We start from the raw sequence: 23,081 nt of genomic DNA, 5'->3' as shown, positions 1-23,081 counted from the left end.
TCGCCTATGGCCAAGCTGAGACCATATTACGAAGAGTCACAGTCGGCTTACGACATTTCGGATGACTTCTTCGCGTTGTTCCTCGATCCCACCTGGGTCTACACCTGCGCCTATTTCGAGCGTGACGATATGACGCTGGAAGAGGCGCAACTGGCCAAGGTGGATCTGGCGTTGGACAAGCTGAACCTCGAACCGGGGATGACGCTACTCGACGTGGGTTGCGGGTGGGGCGGGGCGCTCGTTCGGGCCGTGGAGAAGTACGACGTCAATGTCATCGGCCTCACGCTCAGCCGGAATCACTATGAACGCAGCAAAGACCGCCTGGCCGCAATCGGAACGCAACGGCGCGCCGAGGCCCGGCTGCAGGGCTGGGAAGAGTTTGAAGAGAACGTCGACCGGATCGTCAGCTTTGAGGCATTCGACGCGTTCAAAAAGGAGCGGTATCTGACGTTCTTCGAACGCTCCTACGACATCCTGCCCGATGACGGGCGGATGCTACTGCACAGCCTGTTCACCTACGACCGCAGGTGGCTGCACGAACAGGGCATTGCGCTGACGATGAGCGACCTTCGATTCCTCAAATTCCTGCGGGAGTCGATCTTCCCGGGCGGCGAGCTGCCATCGGAGCCCGACATTGTCGACAATGCGCAGGCCGCGGGCTTCACCATCGAGCATGTCCAGCTGCTGCAGCAGCACTACGCACGGACTCTCGATGCATGGGCCGCCAACCTACAGGCTGCCCGCGAACGCGCCATCGCCGTACAGTCCGAAGAGGTCTACAACAACTTCATGCACTATCTGACCGGATGCGCGGAGCGCTTCCGCAGAGGCCTAATCAACGTCGCCCAGTTCACCATGACCAAGTAGCTCGTCCGCTCATATCCGTTCCCTGACCTGGGCAAATTCGATCGCGGTTTAGTGCGGCGGCCCTGTATCGGATAGCATGCCTCGAGCATGCGGGGAGGGGGAAGCATCGGTGCGTTCCGTGCAAGCACCGAAAGGCCACCTAGGGTCCGGAAAGGCATTACACCTCATGGTCAACGACCTAACGCCGCACTTCGAGGACGTGCAGGCACACTACGACCTGTCCGACGACTTCTTCCGGCTGTTCCTGGATCCGACCCAGACCTACAGCTGCGCGCATTTCGAACGCGAGGACATGACGCTGGAAGAGGCCCAGATCGCCAAGATCGACCTGGCGCTGGGCAAGCTAGGTCTGCAGCCCGGCATGACGCTGCTCGATATCGGTTGCGGCTGGGGCGCCACCATGCGGCGCGCGATCGCGCAGTATGACGTCAACGTCGTCGGCCTGACATTGTCGAAGAACCAGGCCGCCCATGTGCAGAAGTCGTTCGACGAGATGGACACCCCGCGCGACAGGCGAGTGTTGCTGGCGGGATGGGAGCAGTTCAACGAGCCCGTCGACCGCATCGTGTCGATCGGCGCGTTCGAGCACTTCGGCCACGATCGTCACGCCGACTTCTTCGCCCGGGCCCACAAAATCCTGCCGCCCGATGGCGTGTTGCTGCTGCACACGATCACCGGCCTGACCAGGCAGCAGATGGTCGACCACGGCTTGCCGCTCACGTTGTGGCTGGCCCGCTTTCTCAAGTTCATCGCGACCGAAATCTTCCCGGGGGGCCAACCTCCGACGATTGAAATGGTTGAGGAACAGTCGGCGAAGACGGGTTTCACGCTGACTCGCCGCCAGTCGCTGCAGCCGCATTACGCCAGGACCCTCGACCTGTGGGCCGAGGCGCTGCAGGAACACAAAAGCGAGGCCATCGCGATCCAGTCCGAAGAGGTCTACGAGCGGTACATGAAATACCTGACCGGCTGCGCCAAGCTGTTCCGGGTCGGCTACATCGACGTCAACCAGTTCACGCTGGCGAAGTAGTGATTGCGCCGGCCAGGGTGATATCTGGCAAATCCCGATCGAGAAAGACCGGCGCATGCGAGCGCGAATGCGGGCGATGTGCCATGCACCGTGTAGGGTGCCGGGGATGGCCACCTGCTGAAGGTGCCCCTCACAGTGGGAGGACACATGTCTGATAACTCAACGGGCACCACAAAGTCTCGGTCCAATGTCGACGACGTCCAAGCCCATTACGACCTTTCAGATGCGTTCTTCGCGCTGTTCCAGGATCCGACTCGGACCTACAGCTGCGCCTACTTCGAGCGCGACGACATGACCTTGCACGAAGCACAGGTCGCCAAGCTGGACCTAACCCTGGGCAAGCTGGGGCTAGAACCGGGAATGACACTGCTCGACGTGGGCTGCGGCTGGGGTTCGGTCATGAAGCGTGCCGTCGAGCGCTACGACGTCAACGTCGTCGGCTTGACCCTGTCGAAAAATCAGCACGCCTACTGCCAGCAAGTGCTCGACAAGGTCGACACCAACCGCTCGCACCGGGTACTGCTGAGCGACTGGGCCAACTTCAGCGAGCCGGTGGACCGCATCGTAACCATCGAAGCGATAGAGCACTTCGGTTTCGAGCGCTACGATGACTTCTTCAAGTTCGCCTACAACGCGATGCCCGCGGACGGCGTGATGCTGCTGCACTCGATCACCGGCTTGCACGTAAAGCAGGTCATCGAGCGCGGCATACCGTTGACCATGGAGATGGCCAAATTCATCCGGTTCATCGTGACCGACATCTTCCCGGGCGGCCGGTTGCCGACGATCGAGACGATCGAGGAGCATGTGACGAAGGCCGGTTTCACCATTACCGATATCCAGTCCCTGCAACCGCACTTCGCCAGGACTCTTGACCTGTGGGCCGAGGCGCTTCAAGCGCACAAGGACGAGGCCATCGAGATCCAGTCCGCAGAGGTATACGAGCGGTACATGAAATACCTGACCGGCTGCGCCAAGGCGTTCCGAATGGGCTACATCGACTGCAACCAGTTCACGCTGGCCAAGTAGACTTTCGTGCCACCGACGGGCTATGGGTGCACAGCCACCGGTAACTGACACCATCCAGGAGAACATGACGAGAATGGCCGAGAAACCGATTAGCCCAACCAAGACACGGACACGCTTCGAAGACATCCAAGCGCACTACGACGTCTCCGATGATTTCTTCGCCCTGTTCCAGGACCCGACCCGAACTTACAGCTGTGCCTACTTCGAGCCACCGGAGCTCACGCTCGAAGAAGCCCAATACGCCAAGGTCGACCTCAACCTGGACAAGCTGGACCTCAAGCCGGGCATGACGCTGCTGGACATTGGGTGCGGTTGGGGCACCACCATGAGGCGCGCCGTCGAGCGGTTCGACGTTAACGTCATCGGCCTGACGTTGTCCAAGAACCAGCACGCCCGCTGCGAGCAAGTGCTGGCTTCGATCGACACCAACCGCTCACGTCAAGTGCTGCTGCAAGGCTGGGAGGATTTCGCCGAACCCGTCGACCGGATTGTGTCGATCGAAGCCTTCGAGCACTTCGGGCACGAGAACTACGACGACTTCTTCAAGCGGTGTTTCAACATCATGCCCGCCGACGGCCGGATGACCGTCCAGAGCAGCGTCAGCTACCACCCCTACGAGATGGCGGCCCGCGGTAAGAAGCTGAGCTTCGAGACGGCGCGTTTCATCAAGTTCATCGTCACCGAGATATTTCCCGGCGGCCGCCTGCCGTCCACCGAGATGATGGTCGAACACGGCGAGAAGGCCGGTTTCACCGTCCCGGAGCCGCTCTCGTTGCGCCCGCATTACATCAAGACGCTGCGGATCTGGGGGGACACGCTGCAGTCCAATAAGGACAAGGCCATCGAGGTCACCTCCGAAGAGGTCTACAACCGCTACATGAAGTATTTGCGTGGCTGCGAGCACTACTTCACCGACGAGATGCTCGACTGCAGCCTGGTGACCTACCTCAAGCCGGGTGCCGCGGCCTAAGCCCGGCGAGCAGACGCATAAGCCCCCGACACGCCGTGCGTGCGGGGGCTTATGCGTCTGCTCGCCGGGGAAACTACTCCCCCGCGAAGTTGCGGGTGATGGATGGGTCGACCGGAATGCCCGGGCCCGTCGTCGTCGACACGGTGATCTTCTTCAGGTAGCGGCCCTTCGACGAGGACGGCTTGAGCCGCAGCACCTCGTCGATCGCCGCGCCGTAGTTCTCCGCCAACAACTTCTCGTCGAACGACGCTTTCCCGATGACGAAGTGCAGGTTGGCCTGCTTGTCAACCCGGAAGTTGATCTTGCCGCCCTTGATGTCCGCGACGGCCTTGGCGACGTCGGCGGTGACGGTGCCGGTTTTCGGGTTGGGCATCAGGCCGCGCGGACCCAGCACCCGAGCGATGCGACCGACTTTGGCCATCTGATCCGGTGTCGCGATCGCGGCATCGAATTCCAGCCAGCCGCCCTGAATCCTCTCGATCAGATCGTCACTCCCGACAACATCCGCCCCCGCGGCAACGGCAGCATCGGCCTTTTCACCAACCGCGAATACCGCGACGCGGGCAGTCTTACCAGTGCCGTGTGGCAGGTTGACCGTGCCGCGAACCATCTGGTCTGCCTTACGCGGGTCGACGCCAAGCCGGATCGCCACCTCGACGGTCGCGTCCTGCTTGTTCGACGAGGTCTCTTTGGCAAGCTTGGCCGCCTGCAGCGGGGTGTAGAGGTTGGTGCGGTCCACCTTCGCGGCGGCGGCGCGATATGCCTTGCTGGTCTTGCTCATTTGATATCCAATCTATGGGTCGTGGTTACTCAGCGGGCCGAAGCTGGCCCTCCCACGGGTAGGGCCCTATTCGACGGTGATGCCCATCGACCGAGCGGTACCGGCGATGATCTTGGCCGCAGCGTCGACGTCGTTGGCGTTGAGGTCCGTCTTCTTGGTCTCGGCGATTTCGCGGACTTGATCCCAGGTGACTTTGGCGACCTTGGTCTTGTGCGGCTCCGCCGAACCCTTCGCCACACCAGCGGCCTTAAGCAGCAGCTTGGCGGCGGGCGGCGTCTTCAGCGTGAAAGTGAAGCTACGGTCTTCATAAACGGTGATCTCCACCGGGATGACGTTGCCGCGCTGGTTCTCCGTCGCGGCGTTGTACGCCTTGCAGAACTCCATGATGTTGACGCCGTGCTGACCGAGCGCGGGGCCCACTGGCGGGGCAGGGTTGGCCTGGCCCGCCACGATCTGCAGCTTGATCAACCCGGCGACCTTCTTCTTCGGGGCCATGACGTGTCGATGTCCTTCCTTGTTTCAGCCTGTGTGGCCTGCCCTGCTGGGCTAGATCTTGGAGACTTGGCCAAAGGTCAGCTCCACCGGTGTTTCGCGGCCGAAGATGGAGACCAGCACCTTGAGTTTCTGCTGTTCGGCGTTGACCTCGCTGATCGTGGCCGGCAATGTGGCAAACGGCCCGTCCATGACGGTTACCGATTCGCCCACCTCGTAGTCGACCTCGACGACCGGACGCTCTAGCCCGCCCGCCTCGGCGGCGGCAGCCGTGCTGGCCGCACCCTTGGCAGCCTTCCTCGTCGACCCCCGCGGAAGCAGAAACTTCACCACGTCGTCGAGGGCGAGCGCTGACGGGCGAGATGTTGCCCCAACGAACCCCGTGACCCCCGGCGTGTTACGCACCGCGGCCCAGGAGTCGTCGGTCAAGTCCATCCGCACCAGAATGTAGCCGGGCAGCACCTTACGGTTGACCTGCTTGCGTTGGCCGTTTTTGATCTCGGTGACCTCTTCGGTGGGCACCTCCACCTGGAAGATGTAGTCGCCGACATCAAGGTTCTGCACCCGGGTTTCCAGGTTGGCCTTGACCTTGTTCTCGTACCCTGCGTAGGAGTGAACGACGTACCAGTCGCCGGGCTTGCTGCGCAGCTCCGCTTTGAGCGCGGCGGCCGGATCGACCTCTTCAGCCGGGGCCGCTGCATCCTGGAAGGCGTTGGCCTCTGTTAGATCGACCGCCTCACCCGCGGACGTGTCACCGTCGAAGGTAGTCACGGTTTTCAGTCCTCTCTGTCACTCTCGAGCCTCAGCCGAACACCAACATCACCAGCTTGGTCAGGCCCAAGTCAGCACCGGCGACCAGCGCCACCATGAAGGCCAGAAACGCCAGCACCACCGACGTGTAGGTAAGCGTTTGTTTGCGGTTCGGCCAGATTACCTTCCGCATCTCGGCAACGACCTGCTTGAGGTAGTTGTAGACGAATGCGATCGGGTTAACCGACCGGGCCTTCGGTTTACTGGCCTTTTTTGCCCTGGCAGCCTTCGACACGGCCTTGGTGGTCGAATCGTCCTTGGCGACCCCGGTAGCTTCCGAAGCCGCGGTCGACGGCTCTTCGACGTCGACGTCTGCGTCGGCTCCTGCCGCACGCGACCGCGACCGCTTGCCGGTGGGACGTTGCGGCCGCACCACCGGCTTTGTCACCAGGGCCGTCCGGCCACCGCTCCCGCGGCTGTCCGCATTCTCGGCGCCGTCGGCTACGGCCTCGTCGGCAACGTCGCCTTCGTCGCTCACCGCATGCTCCTTCGTTTACTAGCTACCCCGCGAGCCTTTCCGCTCTGGTGGGGCACCTTCCAGTGTCCACCATGGCACATACCTATGGTCCGTCTCCTCTTCAGGCCGTGCCTGCATCGTCGTCGAACGTTCGCCTTCAGCAGGGGCGACAGGACTTGAACCTGCAACCTGCGGTTTTGGAGACCGCTGCTCTGCCAGTTGAGCTACGCCCCTTCGCGGTTGGCAGGCAAGACCAGACCAGGCCCTGGCCAACCCACTACGCCGGGGCTCACATGACACGCGCGCCCTCCGTTCGGTGATCGCGAACCGAAAGTGGAGACGACACTCCGCTCGTTGAACTCACGGAAAGCGCGCCGATGTTGGGAAAACCCCGAGGTCCGAGTGTACATGGCCGCAGCGGCCAGTTGCTAATTACGCGGTCCTGATGACCTGCCCGGATTCCTTGTCCCATTTGAGTCTGGCGGAACCATCACCCTGCTGGCCCATCAGCGTGGTGTAGGCCTCCATGACCAGCTCACCGTCGTCGTTGGTGCAGAGGTTTCTGGTAACGACGATGTCTGCGCCGAACCGCTCGTCCACCGAATGGATGTCCATCCGAGCCCACAACTTGTCCCCGGCGAGCACGGGTTTGTGGAACACGAACCGCTGGTCGACCTGAACGATCTGCATCGTCTCCATGCCCACGTCGACGTGGCGGAAGAAGTCCAGTTGCACATATTTGGCGAGGATCGTCACGAAGGTCAGCGGAGCAACCAGCGCGTCGTAACCGAGGTCGGCGGCCGCTTCCTCGCTGAAAAAGGCCGGGTGGTCGCACTTGACAGCTCGGGCAAACTCGCGGCATTGCTCACGGCCCACGATGAAGTAGTCCGGGTACCGCCAAATCATCCCGCGGATATCGGTCTTGAGCGCCATAAACTACGCTAACTTCGCCGAGGCGATGGCCCGCCCGAAAATCTTCTTGCCGCCGGTAGTAGCGGTGAGTGCGATGGTCACCGACTTGCTCTCAGGATCAACCGATTTCACCCGACCGTTGAACACCAGCTCGGCGCCCTTGCCGTCATTGGGCACCGGAACCACCGCAGTGAACCGCACGTTGTACTCGGTGACCGCGCCCGGGTCGCCAACCCAGGATGTGACGTAGCCACCGCCGATCCCCATCGTCAACATGCCGTGAGCGATCGCGGTGTCCAGCCCGACGACCTTGGCGATCTCGTCGTCCCAGTGAATCGGGTTCAAGTCACCCGAAACTCCGGCGTAGTTCACCAGATCCTGGCGGGTCAGCGGGTAGGTCTTCTCCGGAAGCTGGTCTCCGACCTTCACCGAGCTGAACTCACGCAGCGCCATCAGAAAATCCCTCTCCATCCTCGCCGGCACGGCCCGCCAGGGTCGTATAGGTCTCCTGCACGAGGTCACCTTCCTCGTTGGTGACGATGTTCTTGGTCACGATGATCTGGGTGCCGTGCGCCTCACGCACCGAATCCACATAGACGTCGCAGTACAGCTTGTCGCCCGCCACGATCGGTTTCTCGAATTTCAGCACTTGGTCTACCTGGACGATCTGCGCCTCCGCGGTCGCGATGTTCGCATGCTTGAAGAACGCCGCCTGGGCCTTGTAGCCGAACACACAGATAAACGTCAACGGAGCCAGCAAGCCCTTATACCCGAGTTCGGCGGCGCCGTCCTCCTCGAAATACCACGCGTCGTCGTTTTGAACGGCGACGGCGTACTCGCGAATCTTCTCCCGCTCCACCTCGTAGTGGTCGGGATACCGGTAATGCATCCCAACGATGTCTGCGCTCAACGCCACGGCTGTAGAACCTACCTAGTCAGTCTCAGCAACTGCTCGCGGGTCGGCGGTTACCGCGTCTCGCGGTGCGCCTGGTGTTTGCCGCAATTCGGGCAGAACTTCTTCAGCTCCAGCCGGTCCGGGTCGTTGCGGCGGTTCTTTTTGGTGATGTAGTTACGGTGCTTGCACACCTCGCATGCCAAAGTGATCTTCGGCCGCACGTCGGTACTGGAAGCCATATCCGTTCTCTCTAACGAGTCTTGCTGTTGTGTTGTAGCGATGGCCGGACTCGAACCGGCGACCTAACGATTATGAGTCGTTCGCTCTAACCGACTGAGCTACATCGCCTCTGGTACGCACCGCCAGCCTGCCCGGCGTCCGCCGAGCCCCCTAACGGAATCGAACCGTTGACCTTTTCCTTACCATGGAAACGCTCTGCCGACTGAGCTAAGGGGGCCGCTCACCCGTAGCGACCAGTCGGGTCGTGCCGCGGGCCTAAAAGAGGGTACAGCCTGGCGCGCAACGCCACCAAACCACCGGTGCCACCCATGCAGCTACGGACCAAGTCGTCCAAGATTGGACGGGATCACCCTGTGTCGCGGCTCCGCCGCGGAACCCAGGCATTGGGATCGCTGAACTCGTCGTACTCGTCATCGTGCCCATGCTCCGCGGTATCCGCCTCGCCGAGCAACGTTCGCAGCGCAAGGTTGACAGCCTCGCGCGCACCCTTCACACGGTACCGCCGGATGACCTTTTGGATAAGGTCGTCATCAACCTCTATCTCGACCCTCTTCAGCATGGACCAAAGATACCCACCGCACCCACAGTCAGACCCCAAGACTCCGCATTAACGTGTCCCGGGCTGCAAACGCCAAGACGCGGTCTGGGCGGCGATGGACAAGACATAGGCTGGTTGCGTGTCCAAGGACCGGCTGTACTTCCGTCAACTGCTCTCCGGTCGCGATTTCGCCGTCGGCGACATGTTCGCGACGCAAATGCGCAACTTTGCCTACCTGATCGGAGATCGCACAACCGGGGACTGCGTGGTGGTCGACCCGGCCTACGCTGCCGGGGATCTGCTCGACGCGCTCGAATCCGACGATATGCAGCTATCGGGTGTGCTGGTGACCCACCATCATCCAGACCATGTGGGCGGCTCGATGATGGGTTTTCAGCTGCCGGGACTGGCTGAGCTGCTGGAGCGGGCATCTGTACCCGTGCACGTGAACACCCATGAAGCGCTGTGGGTTTCGCGAGTCACTGGGATTCCTGTCGGCGACCTGATCACCCATGAGCATGGGGACAAGGTCAGCGTCGGCGACATCGACATCGAGCTGCTGCACACACCCGGGCATACCCCAGGCAGTCAGTGCTTTCTACTCGACGGCCGGCTGGTCGCCGGTGACACGCTATTCCTGGAAGGCTGTGGACGCACAGACTTTCCCGGCGGTGATTCCGACGAGATGTACCGCAGCCTGCGACAGCTCGCCGAGCTTCCGGGTGACCCAACCGTCTTTCCCGGGCACTGGTATTCGGCCGAGCCAAGTGCGTCGCTGTCGGAGGTCAAGCGTTCCAATTACGTTTATCGCCCCGCAAGTCTCGATCAATGGCGAATGTTGATGGGCGGCTGAAGGACTGGGCAAGCCTCTCCCGTTCCGGCCCGGGTCCAGCGACGTGTCCAGCGGCGCTTCCGCCAACGATTCGGCAGCCAGCGACCAGTGCCCAGGCGCCTCTGGGATCCTGTCAGCTAACTTCTCGGTCCGATGTCACTGTGGTATAAGCGGATGGTGGATTCCATGGGGTGGGTCCTGAGCAGCTGGCATGAGGTCACCGGCGTCGACTCCGGCACCTGGTTGGCGTGGGTCGCGTGGGCGGCGCTTGGGCTCGGTGTGGTCGCCCTGGTGGTGACCAAGCGGCAAATCCAACGCAATCGTCGACTGGCTGCGGAGCAGACTCGGCCCTACGTGGCCATGTTTATGGAGCCCCACGTCGCGGACTGGCACGTGATCGAGCTGGTAGTCCGCAACTTCGGTCGCACAGCCGCCTACGACGTCCGGTTCTCGTTCCCCAACCCACCAACCGTGGCCCAATACGAGAATGCCGCCAACGGCTACGCCGATGTCGTGGAACTTCGGCTGCCCCAAGAGTTGCCGATGCTGGCTCCCGGTCAGGAGTGGCGGATGGTGTGGGATTCAGCGCTCGATCGCGCCGAGATCGGGCGGGGCATCGAGTCTCGCTTCCCGGGCACGGTGACCTACTACGACCGACCCGAGCAGCCGCGCCGATGGCGGTTCTGGCGGCGCGGACGGCGTCCGTTGGAGACCAAAGTGGTGCTGGACTGGGATGCCCTGCCGCCCGTTGCGCGCATCGAGCTGATGACCACCCACGACCTGGCGAAGCGGGAAAAGCAGAAGCTGGAGCTGTTACGTAGTCTGTTGACGTATTTTCACTACGCGAGCAAGGAGACGCGTCCCGACGTGTTCCGCAGCGAGATCGACCGGATCAACCGCGCCGCGGCCGAAACCCAGGACAGGTGGCGCGCTCGGCAGGTCGAGGTGCCCACCGAGGTCAGCCAGCGCTCGGAGGGGCAAGGGCCACAGCCCACGCGGATACCGGCAGGCTAACTGCGGGCGCACAAGATCCCCCAATGCTGATCTGATTCAATCGAGAGCATGAGCGACCCGGTCAGCTATACCCGCAAGGATTCCATCGCCGTCATCAGTATGGACGACGGCAAGGTCAACGCACTGGGCCCGGCGATGCAACAAGCCCTCAATGCAGCGATCGACAACGCGGACCGTGATGATGTTGGGGCGCTGGTGATCACCGGTAATGGCCGGGTATTCAGCGGAGGCTTCGACCTGAAGATCCTCACCTCCGGTGAAGTGCAGCCCGCGATCGACATGCTCAGGGGCGGCTTCGAGCTGGCGTATCGCCTCTTGTCCTACCCCAAACCGGTGGTGATGGCGTGCACCGGTCACGCCATCGCCATGGGCGCGTTTCTGTTGTCCTGCGGCGATCATCGGGTGGCGGCCCACGCATACAACATCCAGGCCAATGAGGTCGCGATCGGCATGACCATTCCGTACGCGGCGTTAGAGATCATGAAGCTGCGACTGACCCGGTCGGCATACCAGCAGGCAACCGGGCTGGCCAAGACGTTCTTCGGGGAAACCGCGCTGGCCGCCGGGTTTATCGACGAGATCGCCCTGCCGGAGGTGGTGGTCAGCCGCGCCGAGGAAGCCGCACGAGAGTTCGCCGGTCTCAACCAACACGCCCATGCCGCGACCAAGTTGCGCTCCCGCGCCGACGCGCTCACTGCGATTCGGGCCGGGATCGACGGGATAGCAGCCGAGTTCGGGCTGTAAGTGGTGGGTGACGCGGTTGCTTTGGGCAACCGCCTCACACCTACACCGCCTCCTCCATCTCGAAGTGTGTCACGTCCGAGGCGGCTCGTCATGCCGACATCGCGGCACGCCCCAGCGCGTTGATGAAATCCCGGAACGGTTCGATATCTGACCCAGTTCCAGGTCGACAAGAAGGCCCGTACCGACTGGTAGCCCTTGTCGTTCGGTGATCTCGCGTCTGTTTATGCACGCCAGCATGCATGTCGGCGGCCGGCCGCTCGACTAGGGTGACGCCCGATGGCGCTTCACCTGCACCGTGCCGAGCGCACCGATCTGCTTGCCGACGGGCTCGGCGCGCTGCTGGCCGATCCCCAGCCCGACCCTTTCGCGCAGGAACTGGTGCTGGTCGCTGCCCGCGGCGTGGAACGCTGGCTGAGCCAACGGCTTTCGCTCGTGTTGGGCTGCGGGCCGGGCCGCGCCGACGGGGTGTGCGCCGGCATCGCGTTCCGCAATCCGCAGTCCCTGATCGCCGAGATCACCGGCACCCTCGACGACGACCCGTGGTCGCCGGAAGCCCTGGCGTGGCCGCTGCTGGCGGTGATCGACGCCAGCCTCGACGAACCGTGGTGCCGCACGCTGGCATCCCACTTGGGGCACTTCGCGACGACCGATGCCGAGGCGGAGCTGCGCCGCGGCCGGCGCTATTCGGTGGCGCGCCGGCTAGCCGGGCTGTTCGCGTCCTATGCACGCCAGCGTCCCGGGTTGCTGGCCGCTTGGCTGGACGGCGACCTCGGCGAGCTGCCCGGCGACTTGGCCTGGCAACCGCCACTGTGGCGCGCCCTGGTGACCACGGTCGGGGCCGATCCCCCGCATGTCCGCCACGACAAGACCATCGCCCGGCTGCGCGACGGCCCCGCCGACCTGCCGGCTCGGCTTTCGCTGTTCGGCCACACCCGCCTGGCCTGCACCGACGTGCAGCTGCTGGATGCGCTGGCCGTCCACCACGACCTGCACCTGTGGCTGCCGCACCCCAGCGACGAGTTGTGGCGGGCGCTGGCCGGCTTCCAGGGCGCTGATGGCCTGCTGCCGCGGCGGCAGGACACCAGCCGGCGGGCCGCCCAGCACCCGCTGCTGGAAACGCTGGGCCGCGACGTGCGCGAACTGCAGCGCGCGCTGCCCGCCGCCCGGGCCACCGACGAATTCCTTGGTGCCACAACCAAACCCGACACGTTGCTGGGATGGCTGCAAGCCGACATCGCCGGCAACGCGCCGCGACCCGCCGGGCGTAGCTTGTCGGATGCCGACCGATCGGTGCAGGTCCATGCCTGTCACGGCCCGGCGCGGCAAATCGATGTGCTGCGCGAGGTGCTGCTCGGCCTCCTCGAGGACGACCCGACGCTGCAACCGCGCGACATCGTGGTGATGTGCCCCGACATCGACACCTACGCACCGTTGATCGTCGCCGGCTTCGGCCTCGGTGAGGTGGCCGGCGACTGCCACCCCGCACACCGGCTGCGGGTGCGTCTGGCCGACCGCGCCCTGACCCAGACCAATCCGCTGCTCTCGGTGGCCGCCGAACTGCTCACCATCGCCGAAACCCGGGCCACCGCCAGCCAACTGCTCAACCTCGCGCAGGCCGCTCCGGTGCGCGCCAAATTCGGGTTCGCCGACGACGACCTGGACACCATCACCACGTGGGTGCGCGAATCGAACATCCGCTGGGGCTTCGACCCGACGCACCGGCGACGCTATGGCCTCGACACCGTCGTGCACAACACGTGGCGGTTCGGACTCGACCGCATCCTCACCGGGGTGGCCATGTCCGAGGATTCCCAAGCGTGGCTGGATACCGCGCTGCCCCTTGATGACGTCGGCAGCAATCGGGTCGAGCTGGCCGGGAGGCTGGCCGAGTTCGTCGAACGGTTGCATCATGTCGTCGGCGGACTCAGCGGTGCACGGCCGTTGGTCGCATGGCTGGATGCGCTGGCCACGGGGATCGATCTGCTGACCGCCTGTAACGACGGCTGGCAACGCGCGCAGGTGCAGCGGGAGTTCGCCGACGTGCTGGCGCGCGCCGGTTCGCGCGCGGCGCCGCTGTTGCGGCTTCCCGACGTGCGAGCGCTTTTGGACGCGCAGCTGGCCGGGCGCCCGACCCGGGCCAACTTTCGCACCGGCACGCTGACCGTCTGCACGATGGTCCCGATGCGCTCGGTGCCGCACCGGGTGGTGTGCCTGGTGGGTCTGGACGACGGCGTGTTTCCGCGGCTGAGCCATCCCGACGGGGACGACGTGCTGGCCCGAGAACCGATGACGGGTGAACGTGACATCCGTTCGGAGGACCGGCAATTGCTGCTGGACGCGATAGGTGCGGCCACCCAGACCCTGGTGATCACTTACACCGGCGCCGACGAGCGCACCGGGCAACCGCGCCCACCCGCGGTGCCGCTGGCCGAGTTGCTCGACGCGCTCGACCAGACGACGTCAGCGCCGGTGCGTGAGCGGATCCTGGTCACACACCCACTGCAGCCGTTCGACCGGAAGAACGTCACCCCCGGCGCACTGCTGGGCGCCAAGCCGTTCACGTTCGACCCCGCCGCGCTCGCCGCCGCCCAGGCCGCCGCCGGGAAGCGCTGTCCACCAACGGCTTTCATCTCCGGTCGGCTGCCCGCACCACCCGCGGCCGACGTGACGCTGGCGGACCTGCTCGACTTCTTCAAGGATCCGGTCAAGGGGTTCTTCCGGGCGCTGGACTACACGCTGCCCTGGGACGTCGACACCGTCGAGGACTCGATACCGGTCCAGGTCGACGCCTTGGCCGAGTGGACGGTGGGCGAGCGGATGTTGCGCGACATGCTCCGCGGCCTGCACCCCGACGACGCCGCTCACTCCGAATGGCGTCGCGGCACGTTGCCGCCCGGGCGCCTCGGCGTGCGACGGGCGAAGGAAATCCGGAACCGCGCGCGCGATCTGGCGGCCGCCGCGCTGGCGCACCGCGACGGCCACGGCCAGGCGCACGACGTCGACGTCGACCTCGGCGACGGGCGGCGACTGAGCGGCACGGTGACACCCGTGTTCGGCGGGCGCACGGTGTCGGTGACCTACTCAAAGCTGGCGCCCAAGCATGTGTTGCCGGCGTGGATCGGCCTGGTTACGCTGGCCGCCCAAGAGCCTGGCCGCGAGTGGTCGGCGCTGTGCATCGGCCGCAGCAAGACCAGGAACCACATCGCCAGAAGGCTTTTCGTGCCGCCGCCGGACCCGGTGGCGGTATTGCGGGAGCTGGTGTTGCTGTACGACGCCGGCCGGCGCGAACCACTGCCGCTGCCGCTGAAGACGTCCTGCGCGTGGGCCCAGGCACGCCGAGACGGCCAAGACCCCTACCCGCCCGCCCGCGAATGCTGGCAGACCAACAGGTTCCGGCCGGGCGACGACGACGCGCCCGCCCACGTGCGAGCCTGGGGCCCGCGCGCACCCTTCGAGGTGTTGCTCGGCAAGCCCCGCGCGGGCGAAGAGGTCGCCGGGGAAGAGACCCGGCTAGGGGCGCTGGCCGCCCGGCTATGGCTGCCGCTGTTGGCCGCCGAAGGGTCGGTCTGATGGACCGCTTCGAGCTGCTGGGCCCGTTGCCGAGGGAGGGCACCACCACCGTGCTGGAAGCCAGCGCCGGCACCGGTAAGACGTTCGCGCTGGCCGGTCTGGTCACCCGCTATCTGGCCGAAACCGCCGCGACGCTCGACGAGATGTTGTTGATCACGTTCAACCGTGCGGCCAGCCGGGAGTTACGCGAGCGAGTGCGCGGGCAGATCGTCGAGGCCGTGGGCGCGCTACAAGGCGACGCGCCGCCGAGCGGCGAGCTCGTCGAGCACCTGCTGCGCGGCAGCGACGCCGAGCGCGCCCAGAAGCGGTCGCGGCTGCGTGACGCGCTGGCCAACTTCGACGCGGCAACCATCGCCACCACCCACGAGTTCTGCGGCTCGGTGTTGAAATCCCTCGGTGTGGCCGGTGACAACGCCGCCGACGTGGAGCTCAAGGAGAGCCTTACCGACCTGGTCACTGAGATCGTGGACGATCGCTATCTGGCGAACTTCGGTCGTCAGGAGACCGATCCGGAGCTGACCTACGCCGAGGCGCTGGCCCTGGCCCTTGCCGTCGTCGACGACCCGTGCGCCCAACTGCGCCCGCCTGATCCCGAGCCCGGCAGCAAGGCAGCGGTGCGGCTGCGCTTTGCCGCCGAGGTGCTCGAGGAACTCGAGCGCCGCAAGGGCCGGCTGCGTGCGCAAGGATTCAACGATCTGCTGATCCGTTTGGCGACAGCCCTCGAGGCGGCCGACTCGCCAGCTCGCGATCGGATGCGGGAACGCTGGCGGATCGTGCTGGTGGACGAGTTTCAAGATACCGACCCCATGCAGTGGCGGGTGCTCGAGCGCGCGTTTAGCCGGCATTCGGCGCTGATCCTGATCGGCGATCCCAAGCAGGCGATCTACGGCTTTCGCGGCGGCGACATCCACACCTACCTCAAGGCGGCCGGCACCGCCGATGCCCGCTACACGTTGGGCGTCAACTGGCGCAGCGACCGGGCGCTGGTCGAGAGCCTGCAGACGGTGCTGCGCGATGCGACCCTGGGTCACGCCGACATCGTCGTCCGCGGCACCGACGCCCACCACGCCGGGCACCGCCTGGCCTCGGCGCCGCGCCCGGCGCCGTTTCGGTTGCGCGTGGTCAAACGGCACACGCTCGGGTATGACGGGACCGCCCACGTCCCGATCGAGGCGCTGCGCCGGCACATCCCCGACGACCTGGCCGCCGACGTCGCGGCGCTACTGGCCAGCGGGGCCACCTTCGCCGGGCGGCCCGTGGTGGCCGCAGACATCGCGGTGATCGTCGAGCATCACAAAGACGCGCGGGCGTGCCGGAATGCGTTGGCGGAGGCGGGCATCCCGGCGATCTACACCGGTGACACCGACGTGTTCGCCTCGCAGGCCGCCAAGGACTGGCTGTGCCTGCTGGAGGCGTTCGACGCGCCGCAGCGCAGCGGGCTGGTCCGCGCCGCCGCGTGCACGATGTTCTTCGGTGAGACCGCGGAATCGCTTGCCGCCGAGGGCGATGCGCTGACCGATCGGGTGGCCGGCACGTTGCGCGAGTGGGCCGACCACGCACGCCATCGCGGTGTGGCCGCGGTGTTTCAGGCCGCTCAGCTGGCCGGGATGGGCCGGCGCGTGCTGAGCCAGCGCGGCGGCGAACGGGACCTGACAGACCTGGCGCACATTGCGCAGCTGCTGCACGAGGCCGCTCATCGCGAGCGGCTCGGCCTGCCCGGGCTGCGCGATTGGCTGCGCCGCCAGGCCAAGGCGGGTGCCGGCCCGCCGGAACACAATCGCCGGTTGGACAGCGACGCCGCGGCGGTGCAGATCATGACCGTCTTCGTGGCCAAGGGACTGCAGTTTCCCATCGTGTATCTGCCGTTCGCCTTCAACCGCAACGTCCGCAGCGACGACATCCTGCTGTATCACGACGACGGCACCCGCTGCCTGTACATCGGCGGCAAGGACGGCGGTGCTCAGCGGCGCACCGTTGAGGGGCTGAACCGCGTCGAGGCGGCCCACGACAACCTCCGGCTCACCTATGTCGCGCTTACCCGCGCGCAATCGCAGGTCGTCGCGTGGTGGGCACCGACGTTCGACGAGGTCAACGGCGGGTTGTCGCGGTTGCTGCGCGGGCGCCGGCCCGGCCAGTCGCAGGTACCGGACCGGTGTACACTACGCGTCACCGACGAGCAGGCCTGGGCGGTGTTCGCGCAGTGGGAGGCCGCGGGCGGGCCGTCGGTCGAGGAATCGGTCATCGGTGCTCGCAGTTCCCTCGAAAAGCCGGTGCCCGTACCCGGTTTCGAGGTTCGGCACTTTCACCGCCGGATCGACACCACGTGGCGGCGGACCTCGTACTCGGATCTGGTGCGGGGCTCGGAAGCCGTCACCGTCACCAGCGAGCCGGCGGCCGGCGGCCGTGCGGACGAGGTGGAGATCGCCGTCGTCGCCGCGCCCGGTTCCGGCGCCGATCTGACATCACCGCTGGCCGCGCTGCCGTCGGGGGCGTCGTTCGGCTCGCTGGTGCACGCGGTGCTCGAGACCGCGGACCCAGCCGCTCCCGATCTGGCTGCCGAACTGGAAGCCCAGGTGCGCCGGCACGCGCCGTGGTGGACCGTGGACGTCGACCACGCGCAGCTGGCTCCCGAACTGGCCCGAGCGTTGCTGCCGATGCACGACACGCCGCTGGGACCCGCCGCCGCCGCACTGACATTGCGGCAGATCGGTGTGCGTGATCGTCTGCGGGAGTTGGACTTCGAGATGCCGCTGGCCGGGGGCGATCTGCGCGGCCGGTCCCCGGACGTGTCGCTGGCCGACGTGGGTGAGCTGCTGGCGTCGCACCTGCCCGGCGACGACCCGTTGTCGCCCTACGCCGATCGGCTTGGTTCGGCCGGGTTGGGTGATCAACCGCTGCGTGGCTACCTGGCGGGGTCGATCGACGTGGTGCTGCGGCTACCCGGGCAGCGATATCTGGTGGTCGATTACAAGACCAATCACCTTGGTGACACCGCCGCCGATTACGGCTTCGAGCGGTTGACCGAGGCCATGCTGCATTCGGACTACCCACTGCAGGCGCTGCTGTATGTTGTTGTGCTGCACCGCTTTCTGCGGTGGCGGCAGCGGGATTACGCTCCGGCGCGCCATCTCGGCGGGGTGCTGTACCTGTTTGTGCGGGGCATGTGCGGTGCGGCGACGCCGGTGACGGCCGGGCATCCGGCCGGTGTGTTCACCTGGAACCCGCCCACGGCGTTGGTGGTGGCGCTCTCGGATCTGCTCGACCGGGGAAGGCTGCAGTCGTGAAGCTCACCGACGTCGATTTTGCCGTCGAGGCCTCCGGGATGGTGCGGGCCTTCAACCAGGCCGGTGTGCTGGACGTGTCGGATGTGCATGTGGCGCAACGTCTCTGTGCACTGGCCGGGGAGAGCGACGAGCGGGTGGCGTTGGCGGTAGCGGTGGCGGTCCGCGCGCTACGGGCCGGTTCGGTGTGTGTGGATCTGTTGTCGATCGCGCGGGTTGCTGGACACGACGACCTGCCGTGGCCGGATCCGGCGGACTGGTTGGCGGCGGTGCGGGCCAGTCCGTTGCTCGCCGATCCACCCGTGCTGCACCTGTATGACGATCGGCTGCTCTATCTGGACCGCTACTGGCGCGAAGAAGAGCAGGTGTGCGCGGACCTGCTCGCGTTGCTGACATCCAGGCGACCGGCCGGGGTACCCGACTTGCGGCGACTGTTCCCGACCGGCTTTGACGAGCAGCGGCGCGCGGCGGAAATCGCGCTCTCGCAAGGTGTTACGGTGTTGACTGGCGGGCCTGGCACCGGGAAGACGACGACGGTCGCGCGGCTGCTGGCGTTGGTTGCCGAGCAGGCGGAGCTGGCCGGTGAGCCGCGGCCGCGGATCGCGCTGGCCGCACCCACCGGCAAGGCGGCGGCCCGGCTGGCCGAGGCGGTACGGCGCGAGATGGCCAAGCTCGACGCCACCGACCGGGCACGGCTCGGCGACCTGCACGCGGTCACGCTGCATCGTCTGCTGGGTGCCAAACCGGGAGCGCGGTTTCGCCAGGATCGCCAGAACCGGTTCAACGTGATCGTGGTCGACGAGACCTCGATGGTGTCGCTGACGCTGATGGCCCGGCTGGCCGAGGCGGGGCGCCCGGGCGCACGGTTGATCCTCGTCGGCGATGCCGACCAGTTGGCGTCGGTGGAAGCCGGAGCGGTGCTGGCGGATTTGGTCGATGGCTTCTCGGTACGCGACGACGCGCTGGTGGCGCAGCTGCGAACGTCGCATCGGTTCGGCAAGGTGATCGGTACCTTGGCCGAAGCGATCCGGGCCGGCGATGGCGATGCCGTACTGGGCCTGCTGCGCTCGGGTGAGGAGCGGATCGAGTTCGTCGACGACGAGGATCCGGCGCCGCGGTTGCGCGCGGTGCTGGTGCCACACGCGTTGCGGCTGCGCGAGGCGGCGCTGTTGGGTGCCTCCGACGTCGCGTTGGCCACCCTGGACGAGCACCGGCTGCTGTGTGCGCATCGGGACGGGCCCACCGGCGTGCTGCACTGGAACCGCCGGGTTCAAGCCTGGCTCGCCGAGGAGACCGGCCAGCCGCCCTGGACGCCGTGGTACGCCGGGCGTCCGCTGCTGGTGACGGCCAACGACTACGGCCTTCGCGTCTACAACGGCGACACCGGTGTCGTGCTGGCCGGCCCCACCGGTCTGCGGGCCGTCATTTCTGGTGCATCCGGGCCACTTGACGTTGCCACCGGCCGCCTCGGCGACGTCGAGACCATGCACGCGATGACCATCCACAAGAGTCAGGGCAGCCAGGTCGACGAGGTGACGGTGCTGATGCCGCAAGAGGATTCGCGGTTGCTGACCCGGGAGTTGCTGTACACCGCGGTGACCCGGGCCAAACGCAAGGTCCGGGTGGTCGGGTCCGAAGCTTCGGTGCGGGCCGCGATCGCACGCCGGGCGGTGCGGGCCAGCGGGTTGCGGATGCGGTTACAGTCGACGGGGTGTGGCTGACTCGTCGGGGATGTGCTCGGCTCGTCGGGTAACCGCGCCCGGACTTTGACATCGCATACACGAACAGCACGGCGACGGCGCATCATGGATGTGTGCGGATCGGAGTCGGGGTTTCCACCGCGCCGGACGTGCGCCGGGCCGCGGCGGCGGCTGCCGCGCACGCGCGCGAGGAGCTCGCGGGTGGGACGCCGGCGCTGGCCGTGCTCCTCGGATCGCGGTCACACACCGACCAGGCCGTGGACCTGCTGGCTGCGGTGCAGGCGTCGGTCGAGCCGGCCGCGCTGATCGGTTGCGTGGCCCAAGGCATCGTCGCCGGTCGCCACGAGCTGGAGAACGAGCCCGCGGTGGCGGTGTGGCTGGCGTCCGGCCCACCCGCGGAGACATTCCACCTGGACTTCGTTCGCACCGGCTCGGGCGCTCTGATCACCGGTTACCGCTTCGACCGGACCGCGCACGACTTGCACCTGCTGCTGCCGGACCCGTACTCGTTCCCGTCGAATCTGCTCATCGAGCACCTCAACACCGACCTGCCGGGAACGACCGTCGTCGGCGGGGTGGTGAGCGGTGGGCGTCGGCGGGGCGACACCCGGCTGTTTCGTGACCGCGACGTGCTCACCTCCGGGCTGGTCGGCGTGCGCCTGCCCGGCGCGCACAGCGTTTCCGTGGTGTCGCAGGGCTGCCGGCCGATCGGGGAACCGTACATTGTCACCGGCGCGGACGGTGCCGTGATCACCGAGCTGGGCGGCCGACCGCCGCTGCACCGCCTGCGGGAGATCGTCTTGGGGATGGCGCCCGACGAGCAGGAACTGGTCAGCCGCGGCCTGCAGATCGGAATCGTCGTCGACGAGCACCTGGCGGTGCCGGGTCAGGGCGACTTTTTGATCCGCGGGCTGCTCGGCGCCGACCCAACGACGGGGGCGATCGGGATCGGCGAGGTTGTCGAGGTCGGCGCGACCGTGCAATTCCAGGTCCGGGACGCGGCGGCGGCCGACAAGGACCTGCGCCTGGCCGTCGAGCGGGCGGCGGCGGAGCTGCCCGGGCCCCCGGTCGGTGGGCTGCTGTTCACCTGCAACGGGCGCGGACGACGAATGTTCGGGGTCACCGACCACGACGCGTCGACGATCGAGGACCTGCTGGGCGGGATTCCGCTGGCCGGTTTCTTCGCCGCCGGGGAGATCGGCCCGGTCGCGGGCCACAACGCGTTGCACGGGTTTACCGCGTCGATGGCGCTGTTCGTCGACTGAGGCCGCCGCGTTGACCCACCGGGACGCCCTGCGGGTGCGGACAACAGCGCGAGAGACGCGTGGCCACCGAGTCAGACCCGAATGATCTCCACACTGGCCGCACCGTCGAGGGCGGCGAAGTCGTCGTCCTGGGTGATGACCGGCAGCGCTCGCGATGCCGCGACGGCCGCGATCCACAGGTCGTTGATCCGCACCCGGCGACCGGACTCGGCAAGATGGATCCGCAATCGGGCCCACATTCGGGCGGCATCGTCGTCGACGGGCAACGTTTCCATATCGGCAACGGATTCCAGGGTCGCCAGGCGTTGAGCCCGGATGTCGGTCGTCGCCGCGGCCAGCACGCCGACGCGCAGTTCGGCGAGGGTGACGACGGTGGTGGCGACCCGGTCGGGGATCAGCGCCTCGTCGAGTTGCCGGCCGCTTTCGGTCGCGATGAACACCGACGTGTCGAGCACTCCGGCGGCCGGCGTCGTGCTCACCGGATCGGCCCGAGATCCTCGGTCGTGTCGCCGGCAAGGACCGCGAGGTCGTTACGGAGCCCGGGATCGGCTTGAGCGCCGCGCAACCGCGACAGGAACTCCGTTTTGCTCAGCCAACGCCGGCGCCGCGGACGAACCGGGGTAAGCACCGCGACCGGACGGCCGCTGACGGTGATGGTGACGTCCTCCCCTGCCCGCACGCGGCGCAGCACGCCGGCCGTATCGTTACGCAGCTCACGCGAGGCCACCTCAGACATGCCTACGATCGTAGCTCAATCGTAGGACAAACGGGTTGCTCGCCGGACGGCGCCCGCGCAGCCGAGGTTCCCCAGCCAACGCCGGGGACGACGGGCGCGGCCAGCGTCGGTGCGGAACAATCACGGTCAGCATGAGCACTCACAACGATTCCGCACCGACATCCCGGCGACGCCACATCGTGCGGCTTGTCGTGTTCGCCGGCTTCCTTGTAGGAATGTTCTACCTGGTAGCCGCCACGGACGTCATCGATGTGGCCGCGGTGCGGGGCGCGGTCTCGGCGACCGGGCCGGCGGCGCCGCTGACCTATGTCGTAGTGTCGGCCGTGCTCGGCGCGTTGTTCGTCCCGGGCCCGATCCTGGCCGCAAGCAGCGGGCTGCTGTTCGGTCCGCTAGTGGGGGTCTTCGTGACGCTGGGTGCCACGGTGGGCACCGCCGTCGTCGCGAGCCTGGTCGGCCGTCGAGCCGGCCGGGCCAGCGCGCGAGCCCTGCTGGGCGGGGAACGTGCCGATCGCACCGACGCGCTGATCGAACGATGCGGCCTGTGGGCCGTCGTCGGCCAACGCTTTGTCCCCGGCATATCGGATGCGTTCGCCTCCTATGCGTTCGGGACGTTCGGAGTTCCGTTGTGGCAGATGGCCGTCGGTGCATTCATCGGTTCCGCGCCGCGGGCATTCGCCTACACCGCATTGGGTGCGGCGATCGGCGATCGCTCACCGCTGCTGGCGTCCTGCGCGATCGCGGTGTGGTGCGTCACCGCCATCATCGGTGCGTTCGCGGCGCGACACGGGTACCGCCAGTGGCGTGCACACGCCCGTGGCGACGGCGCGGACGGCGGCGTCGAGGATCCGGATCGCGAAGTCGGAGCACGCTGAGCGGTCGACATGCCTTGTGAACCTTCTGCCGCACTTAACAACACCG

23 protein-coding genes and 3 tRNA genes are annotated in these 23,081 nt (G+C 66.2%); 12 read left to right on the top strand and 14 right to left on the bottom strand.

Annotated elements, in window-relative coordinates:
* Window positions 1–6 precede the first annotated feature (6 nt).
* From mmaA1 to mmaA4, 4 genes are all read left to right on the top strand, one after another.
* Window positions 7–867, top strand: a complete 861-nt coding sequence (mmaA1, locus tag FF952_RS03415; protein WP_003403310.1) for a mycolic acid methyltransferase MmaA1 — start codon at window positions 7–9, stop codon at window positions 865–867.
* 166 nt (window positions 868–1,033) lie between these two features.
* Window positions 1,034–1,897, top strand: a complete 864-nt coding sequence (gene mmaA2, locus FF952_RS03410) for a cyclopropane mycolic acid synthase MmaA2 (RefSeq protein WP_003900985.1) — start codon at window positions 1,034–1,036, stop codon at window positions 1,895–1,897.
* A 147-nt stretch (window positions 1,898–2,044) separates the two neighbouring features.
* On the top strand, window positions 2,045–2,926 hold the full coding sequence (gene mmaA3, locus FF952_RS03405; protein ID WP_003403302.1) for a methoxy mycolic acid synthase MmaA3: 882 nt from the start codon (window positions 2,045–2,047) through the stop codon (window positions 2,924–2,926).
* A 64-nt stretch (window positions 2,927–2,990) separates the two neighbouring features.
* A complete protein-coding gene (gene mmaA4 / locus FF952_RS03400; RefSeq protein ID WP_003900195.1) occupies window positions 2,991–3,896 on the top strand; it encodes a hydroxymycolate synthase MmaA4 in 906 nt (301 codons plus the stop codon).
* A gap of 73 nt (window positions 3,897–3,969) precedes the next feature.
* Here mmaA4 and rplA read toward each other — a convergent pair whose 3' ends face one another.
* From rplA to FF952_RS03340, 12 genes are all read right to left on the bottom strand, one after another.
* The gene (rplA, locus tag FF952_RS03395; protein WP_003904448.1) at window positions 3,970–4,677 is read right to left on the bottom strand and encodes a 50S ribosomal protein L1; all 708 of its coding nucleotides are present in this window, start codon (window positions 4,675–4,677) and stop codon (window positions 3,970–3,972) included.
* A gap of 66 nt (window positions 4,678–4,743) precedes the next feature.
* Complete coding sequence (rplK, locus tag FF952_RS03390) at window positions 4,744–5,172, bottom strand: 50S ribosomal protein L11 (RefSeq protein ID WP_003403291.1); 429 nt, start codon at window positions 5,170–5,172, stop codon at window positions 4,744–4,746.
* Between the two features lie 51 nt (window positions 5,173–5,223).
* Window positions 5,224–5,940 carry a transcription termination/antitermination protein NusG gene (gene nusG / locus FF952_RS03385; RefSeq protein ID WP_003403288.1) on the bottom strand — a complete coding sequence of 239 codons (717 nt, stop codon included), beginning with the start codon at window positions 5,938–5,940 and terminating at the stop codon, window positions 5,224–5,226.
* A gap of 31 nt (window positions 5,941–5,971) precedes the next feature.
* On the bottom strand, window positions 5,972–6,457 hold the full coding sequence (secE, locus tag FF952_RS03380; protein ID WP_003903108.1) for a preprotein translocase subunit SecE: 486 nt from the start codon (window positions 6,455–6,457) through the stop codon (window positions 5,972–5,974).
* A gap of 140 nt (window positions 6,458–6,597) precedes the next feature.
* Window positions 6,598–6,670 (bottom strand) — tRNA-Trp (locus tag FF952_RS03375).
* Window positions 6,671–6,868: 198 nt separating this feature from the next.
* Window positions 6,869–7,369, bottom strand: a complete 501-nt coding sequence (gene hadC, locus FF952_RS03370; protein WP_003403282.1) for a (3R)-hydroxyacyl-ACP dehydratase subunit HadC — start codon at window positions 7,367–7,369, stop codon at window positions 6,869–6,871.
* A 3-nt stretch (window positions 7,370–7,372) separates the two neighbouring features.
* The gene (hadB, locus tag FF952_RS03365) at window positions 7,373–7,801 is read right to left on the bottom strand and encodes a (3R)-hydroxyacyl-ACP dehydratase subunit HadB (RefSeq protein WP_003903106.1); all 429 of its coding nucleotides are present in this window, start codon (window positions 7,799–7,801) and stop codon (window positions 7,373–7,375) included.
* Entirely contained in the window at window positions 7,788–8,264 is a 477-nt protein-coding gene (gene hadA, locus FF952_RS03360) for a (3R)-hydroxyacyl-ACP dehydratase subunit HadA (protein WP_003403277.1), read from the bottom strand. The genes hadB and hadA overlap by 14 nt, the downstream gene beginning before the upstream one ends.
* A gap of 50 nt (window positions 8,265–8,314) precedes the next feature.
* Window positions 8,315–8,482 carry a 50S ribosomal protein L33 gene (rpmG, locus tag FF952_RS03355; protein ID WP_003898538.1) on the bottom strand — a complete coding sequence of 56 codons (168 nt, stop codon included), beginning with the start codon at window positions 8,480–8,482 and terminating at the stop codon, window positions 8,315–8,317.
* 35 nt (window positions 8,483–8,517) lie between these two features.
* A tRNA-Met gene (locus FF952_RS03350) sits at window positions 8,518–8,591 on the bottom strand.
* 36 nt (window positions 8,592–8,627) lie between these two features.
* Window positions 8,628–8,700 (bottom strand) — tRNA-Thr (locus FF952_RS03345).
* A gap of 129 nt (window positions 8,701–8,829) precedes the next feature.
* Window positions 8,830–9,042 (bottom strand): type II toxin-antitoxin system VapB family antitoxin, encoded by a 213-nt coding sequence (locus tag FF952_RS03340; RefSeq protein ID WP_003898537.1) that lies wholly within the window; start codon window positions 9,040–9,042, stop codon window positions 8,830–8,832.
* A gap of 118 nt (window positions 9,043–9,160) precedes the next feature.
* Here FF952_RS03340 and FF952_RS03335 point away from each other — a divergent pair, with 118 nt between their 5' ends.
* The 7 genes from FF952_RS03335 to FF952_RS03305 all read left to right on the top strand — a co-directional run bounded on the left by FF952_RS03335 (window position 9,161) and on the right by FF952_RS03305 (window position 21,427).
* Window positions 9,161–9,874 carry an MBL fold metallo-hydrolase gene (locus FF952_RS03335; RefSeq protein WP_003403266.1) on the top strand — a complete coding sequence of 238 codons (714 nt, stop codon included), beginning with the start codon at window positions 9,161–9,163 and terminating at the stop codon, window positions 9,872–9,874.
* 153 nt (window positions 9,875–10,027) lie between these two features.
* Complete coding sequence (locus FF952_RS03330; protein ID WP_003904447.1) at window positions 10,028–10,867, top strand: DUF8453 domain-containing protein; 840 nt, start codon at window positions 10,028–10,030, stop codon at window positions 10,865–10,867.
* Between the two features lie 48 nt (window positions 10,868–10,915).
* The gene (locus FF952_RS03325; RefSeq protein WP_003403259.1) at window positions 10,916–11,611 is read left to right on the top strand and encodes a crotonase/enoyl-CoA hydratase family protein; all 696 of its coding nucleotides are present in this window, start codon (window positions 10,916–10,918) and stop codon (window positions 11,609–11,611) included.
* 276 nt (window positions 11,612–11,887) lie between these two features.
* A complete protein-coding gene (recC, locus tag FF952_RS03320; protein ID WP_003900193.1) occupies window positions 11,888–15,181 on the top strand; it encodes an exodeoxyribonuclease V subunit gamma in 3,294 nt (1,097 codons plus the stop codon).
* Window positions 15,181–18,465, top strand: a complete 3,285-nt coding sequence (recB, locus tag FF952_RS03315) for an exodeoxyribonuclease V subunit beta (protein WP_003904446.1) — start codon at window positions 15,181–15,183, stop codon at window positions 18,463–18,465. The genes recC and recB overlap by 1 nt, the downstream gene beginning before the upstream one ends.
* Window positions 18,462–20,183 carry an exodeoxyribonuclease V subunit alpha gene (recD, locus tag FF952_RS03310; protein ID WP_286450986.1) on the top strand — a complete coding sequence of 574 codons (1,722 nt, stop codon included), beginning with the start codon at window positions 18,462–18,464 and terminating at the stop codon, window positions 20,181–20,183. Before recB ends, recD begins: the two co-directional genes overlap by 4 nt.
* 92 nt (window positions 20,184–20,275) lie before the next feature.
* Window positions 20,276–21,427 (top strand): FIST signal transduction protein, encoded by a 1,152-nt coding sequence (locus FF952_RS03305; RefSeq protein WP_244736125.1) that lies wholly within the window; start codon window positions 20,276–20,278, stop codon window positions 21,425–21,427.
* A gap of 71 nt (window positions 21,428–21,498) precedes the next feature.
* Here the strand turns inward: FF952_RS03305 and FF952_RS03300 are convergent, their stop codons facing one another.
* On the bottom strand, window positions 21,499–21,906 hold the full coding sequence (locus FF952_RS03300) for a type II toxin-antitoxin system VapC family toxin (RefSeq protein ID WP_003403246.1): 408 nt from the start codon (window positions 21,904–21,906) through the stop codon (window positions 21,499–21,501).
* A complete protein-coding gene (locus tag FF952_RS03295; RefSeq protein ID WP_003403244.1) occupies window positions 21,903–22,163 on the bottom strand; it encodes a type II toxin-antitoxin system Phd/YefM family antitoxin in 261 nt (86 codons plus the stop codon). The genes FF952_RS03300 and FF952_RS03295 overlap by 4 nt, the downstream gene beginning before the upstream one ends.
* 131 nt (window positions 22,164–22,294) lie before the next feature.
* Here FF952_RS03295 and FF952_RS03290 point away from each other — a divergent pair, with 131 nt between their 5' ends.
* Window positions 22,295–23,035 carry a TVP38/TMEM64 family protein gene (locus FF952_RS03290; protein WP_003403239.1) on the top strand — a complete coding sequence of 247 codons (741 nt, stop codon included), beginning with the start codon at window positions 22,295–22,297 and terminating at the stop codon, window positions 23,033–23,035.
* The last annotated feature ends 46 nt before the right edge of the window (window positions 23,036–23,081 follow it).

It is taken from the genome of Mycobacterium tuberculosis complex sp. N0072 (assembly GCF_030323725.1).
Taxonomy (GTDB): Bacteria; Actinomycetota; Actinomycetes; order Mycobacteriales; family Mycobacteriaceae; genus Mycobacterium; species Mycobacterium tuberculosis.
Note: the sequence above shows the minus strand (reverse complement) of the source record. Positions and strands in the feature narration are given on the sequence as shown.

Excerpts from the sequence above, each read along its gene's own strand:
- rpmG (WP_003898538.1), bottom strand. The coding sequence starts at position 8,482 with ATGGCTTCCAGTACCGACGTGCGGCCGAAGATCACTTTGGCATGCGAG.
- rplK (WP_003403291.1), bottom strand. The coding sequence starts at position 5,172 with ATGGCCCCGAAGAAGAAGGTCGCCGGGTTGATCAAGCTGCAGATCGTG.
- hadB (WP_003903106.1), bottom strand. The coding sequence starts at position 7,801 with ATGGCGCTGCGTGAGTTCAGCTCGGTGAAGGTCGGAGACCAGCTTCCG.
- FF952_RS03295 (WP_003403244.1), bottom strand. The coding sequence starts at position 22,163 with ATGTCTGAGGTGGCCTCGCGTGAGCTGCGTAACGATACGGCCGGCGTG.
- recB (WP_003904446.1), top strand. The coding sequence starts at position 15,181 with ATGGACCGCTTCGAGCTGCTGGGCCCGTTGCCGAGGGAGGGCACCACC.
- hadC (WP_003403282.1), bottom strand. The coding sequence starts at position 7,369 with ATGGCGCTCAAGACCGATATCCGCGGGATGATTTGGCGGTACCCGGAC.
- FF952_RS03340 (WP_003898537.1), bottom strand. The coding sequence starts at position 9,042 with ATGCTGAAGAGGGTCGAGATAGAGGTTGATGACGACCTTATCCAAAAG.
- FF952_RS03325 (WP_003403259.1), top strand. The coding sequence starts at position 10,916 with ATGAGCGACCCGGTCAGCTATACCCGCAAGGATTCCATCGCCGTCATC.
- mmaA3 (WP_003403302.1), top strand. The coding sequence starts at position 2,045 with ATGTCTGATAACTCAACGGGCACCACAAAGTCTCGGTCCAATGTCGAC.
- mmaA1 (WP_003403310.1), top strand. The coding sequence starts at position 7 with ATGGCCAAGCTGAGACCATATTACGAAGAGTCACAGTCGGCTTACGAC.
- FF952_RS03290 (WP_003403239.1), top strand. The coding sequence starts at position 22,295 with ATGAGCACTCACAACGATTCCGCACCGACATCCCGGCGACGCCACATC.
- mmaA2 (WP_003900985.1), top strand. The coding sequence starts at position 1,034 with ATGGTCAACGACCTAACGCCGCACTTCGAGGACGTGCAGGCACACTAC.
- rplA (WP_003904448.1), bottom strand. The coding sequence starts at position 4,677 with ATGAGCAAGACCAGCAAGGCATATCGCGCCGCCGCCGCGAAGGTGGAC.
- recC (WP_003900193.1), top strand. The coding sequence starts at position 11,888 with ATGGCGCTTCACCTGCACCGTGCCGAGCGCACCGATCTGCTTGCCGAC.
- FF952_RS03330 (WP_003904447.1), top strand. The coding sequence starts at position 10,028 with ATGGTGGATTCCATGGGGTGGGTCCTGAGCAGCTGGCATGAGGTCACC.
- mmaA4 (WP_003900195.1), top strand. The coding sequence starts at position 2,991 with ATGACGAGAATGGCCGAGAAACCGATTAGCCCAACCAAGACACGGACA.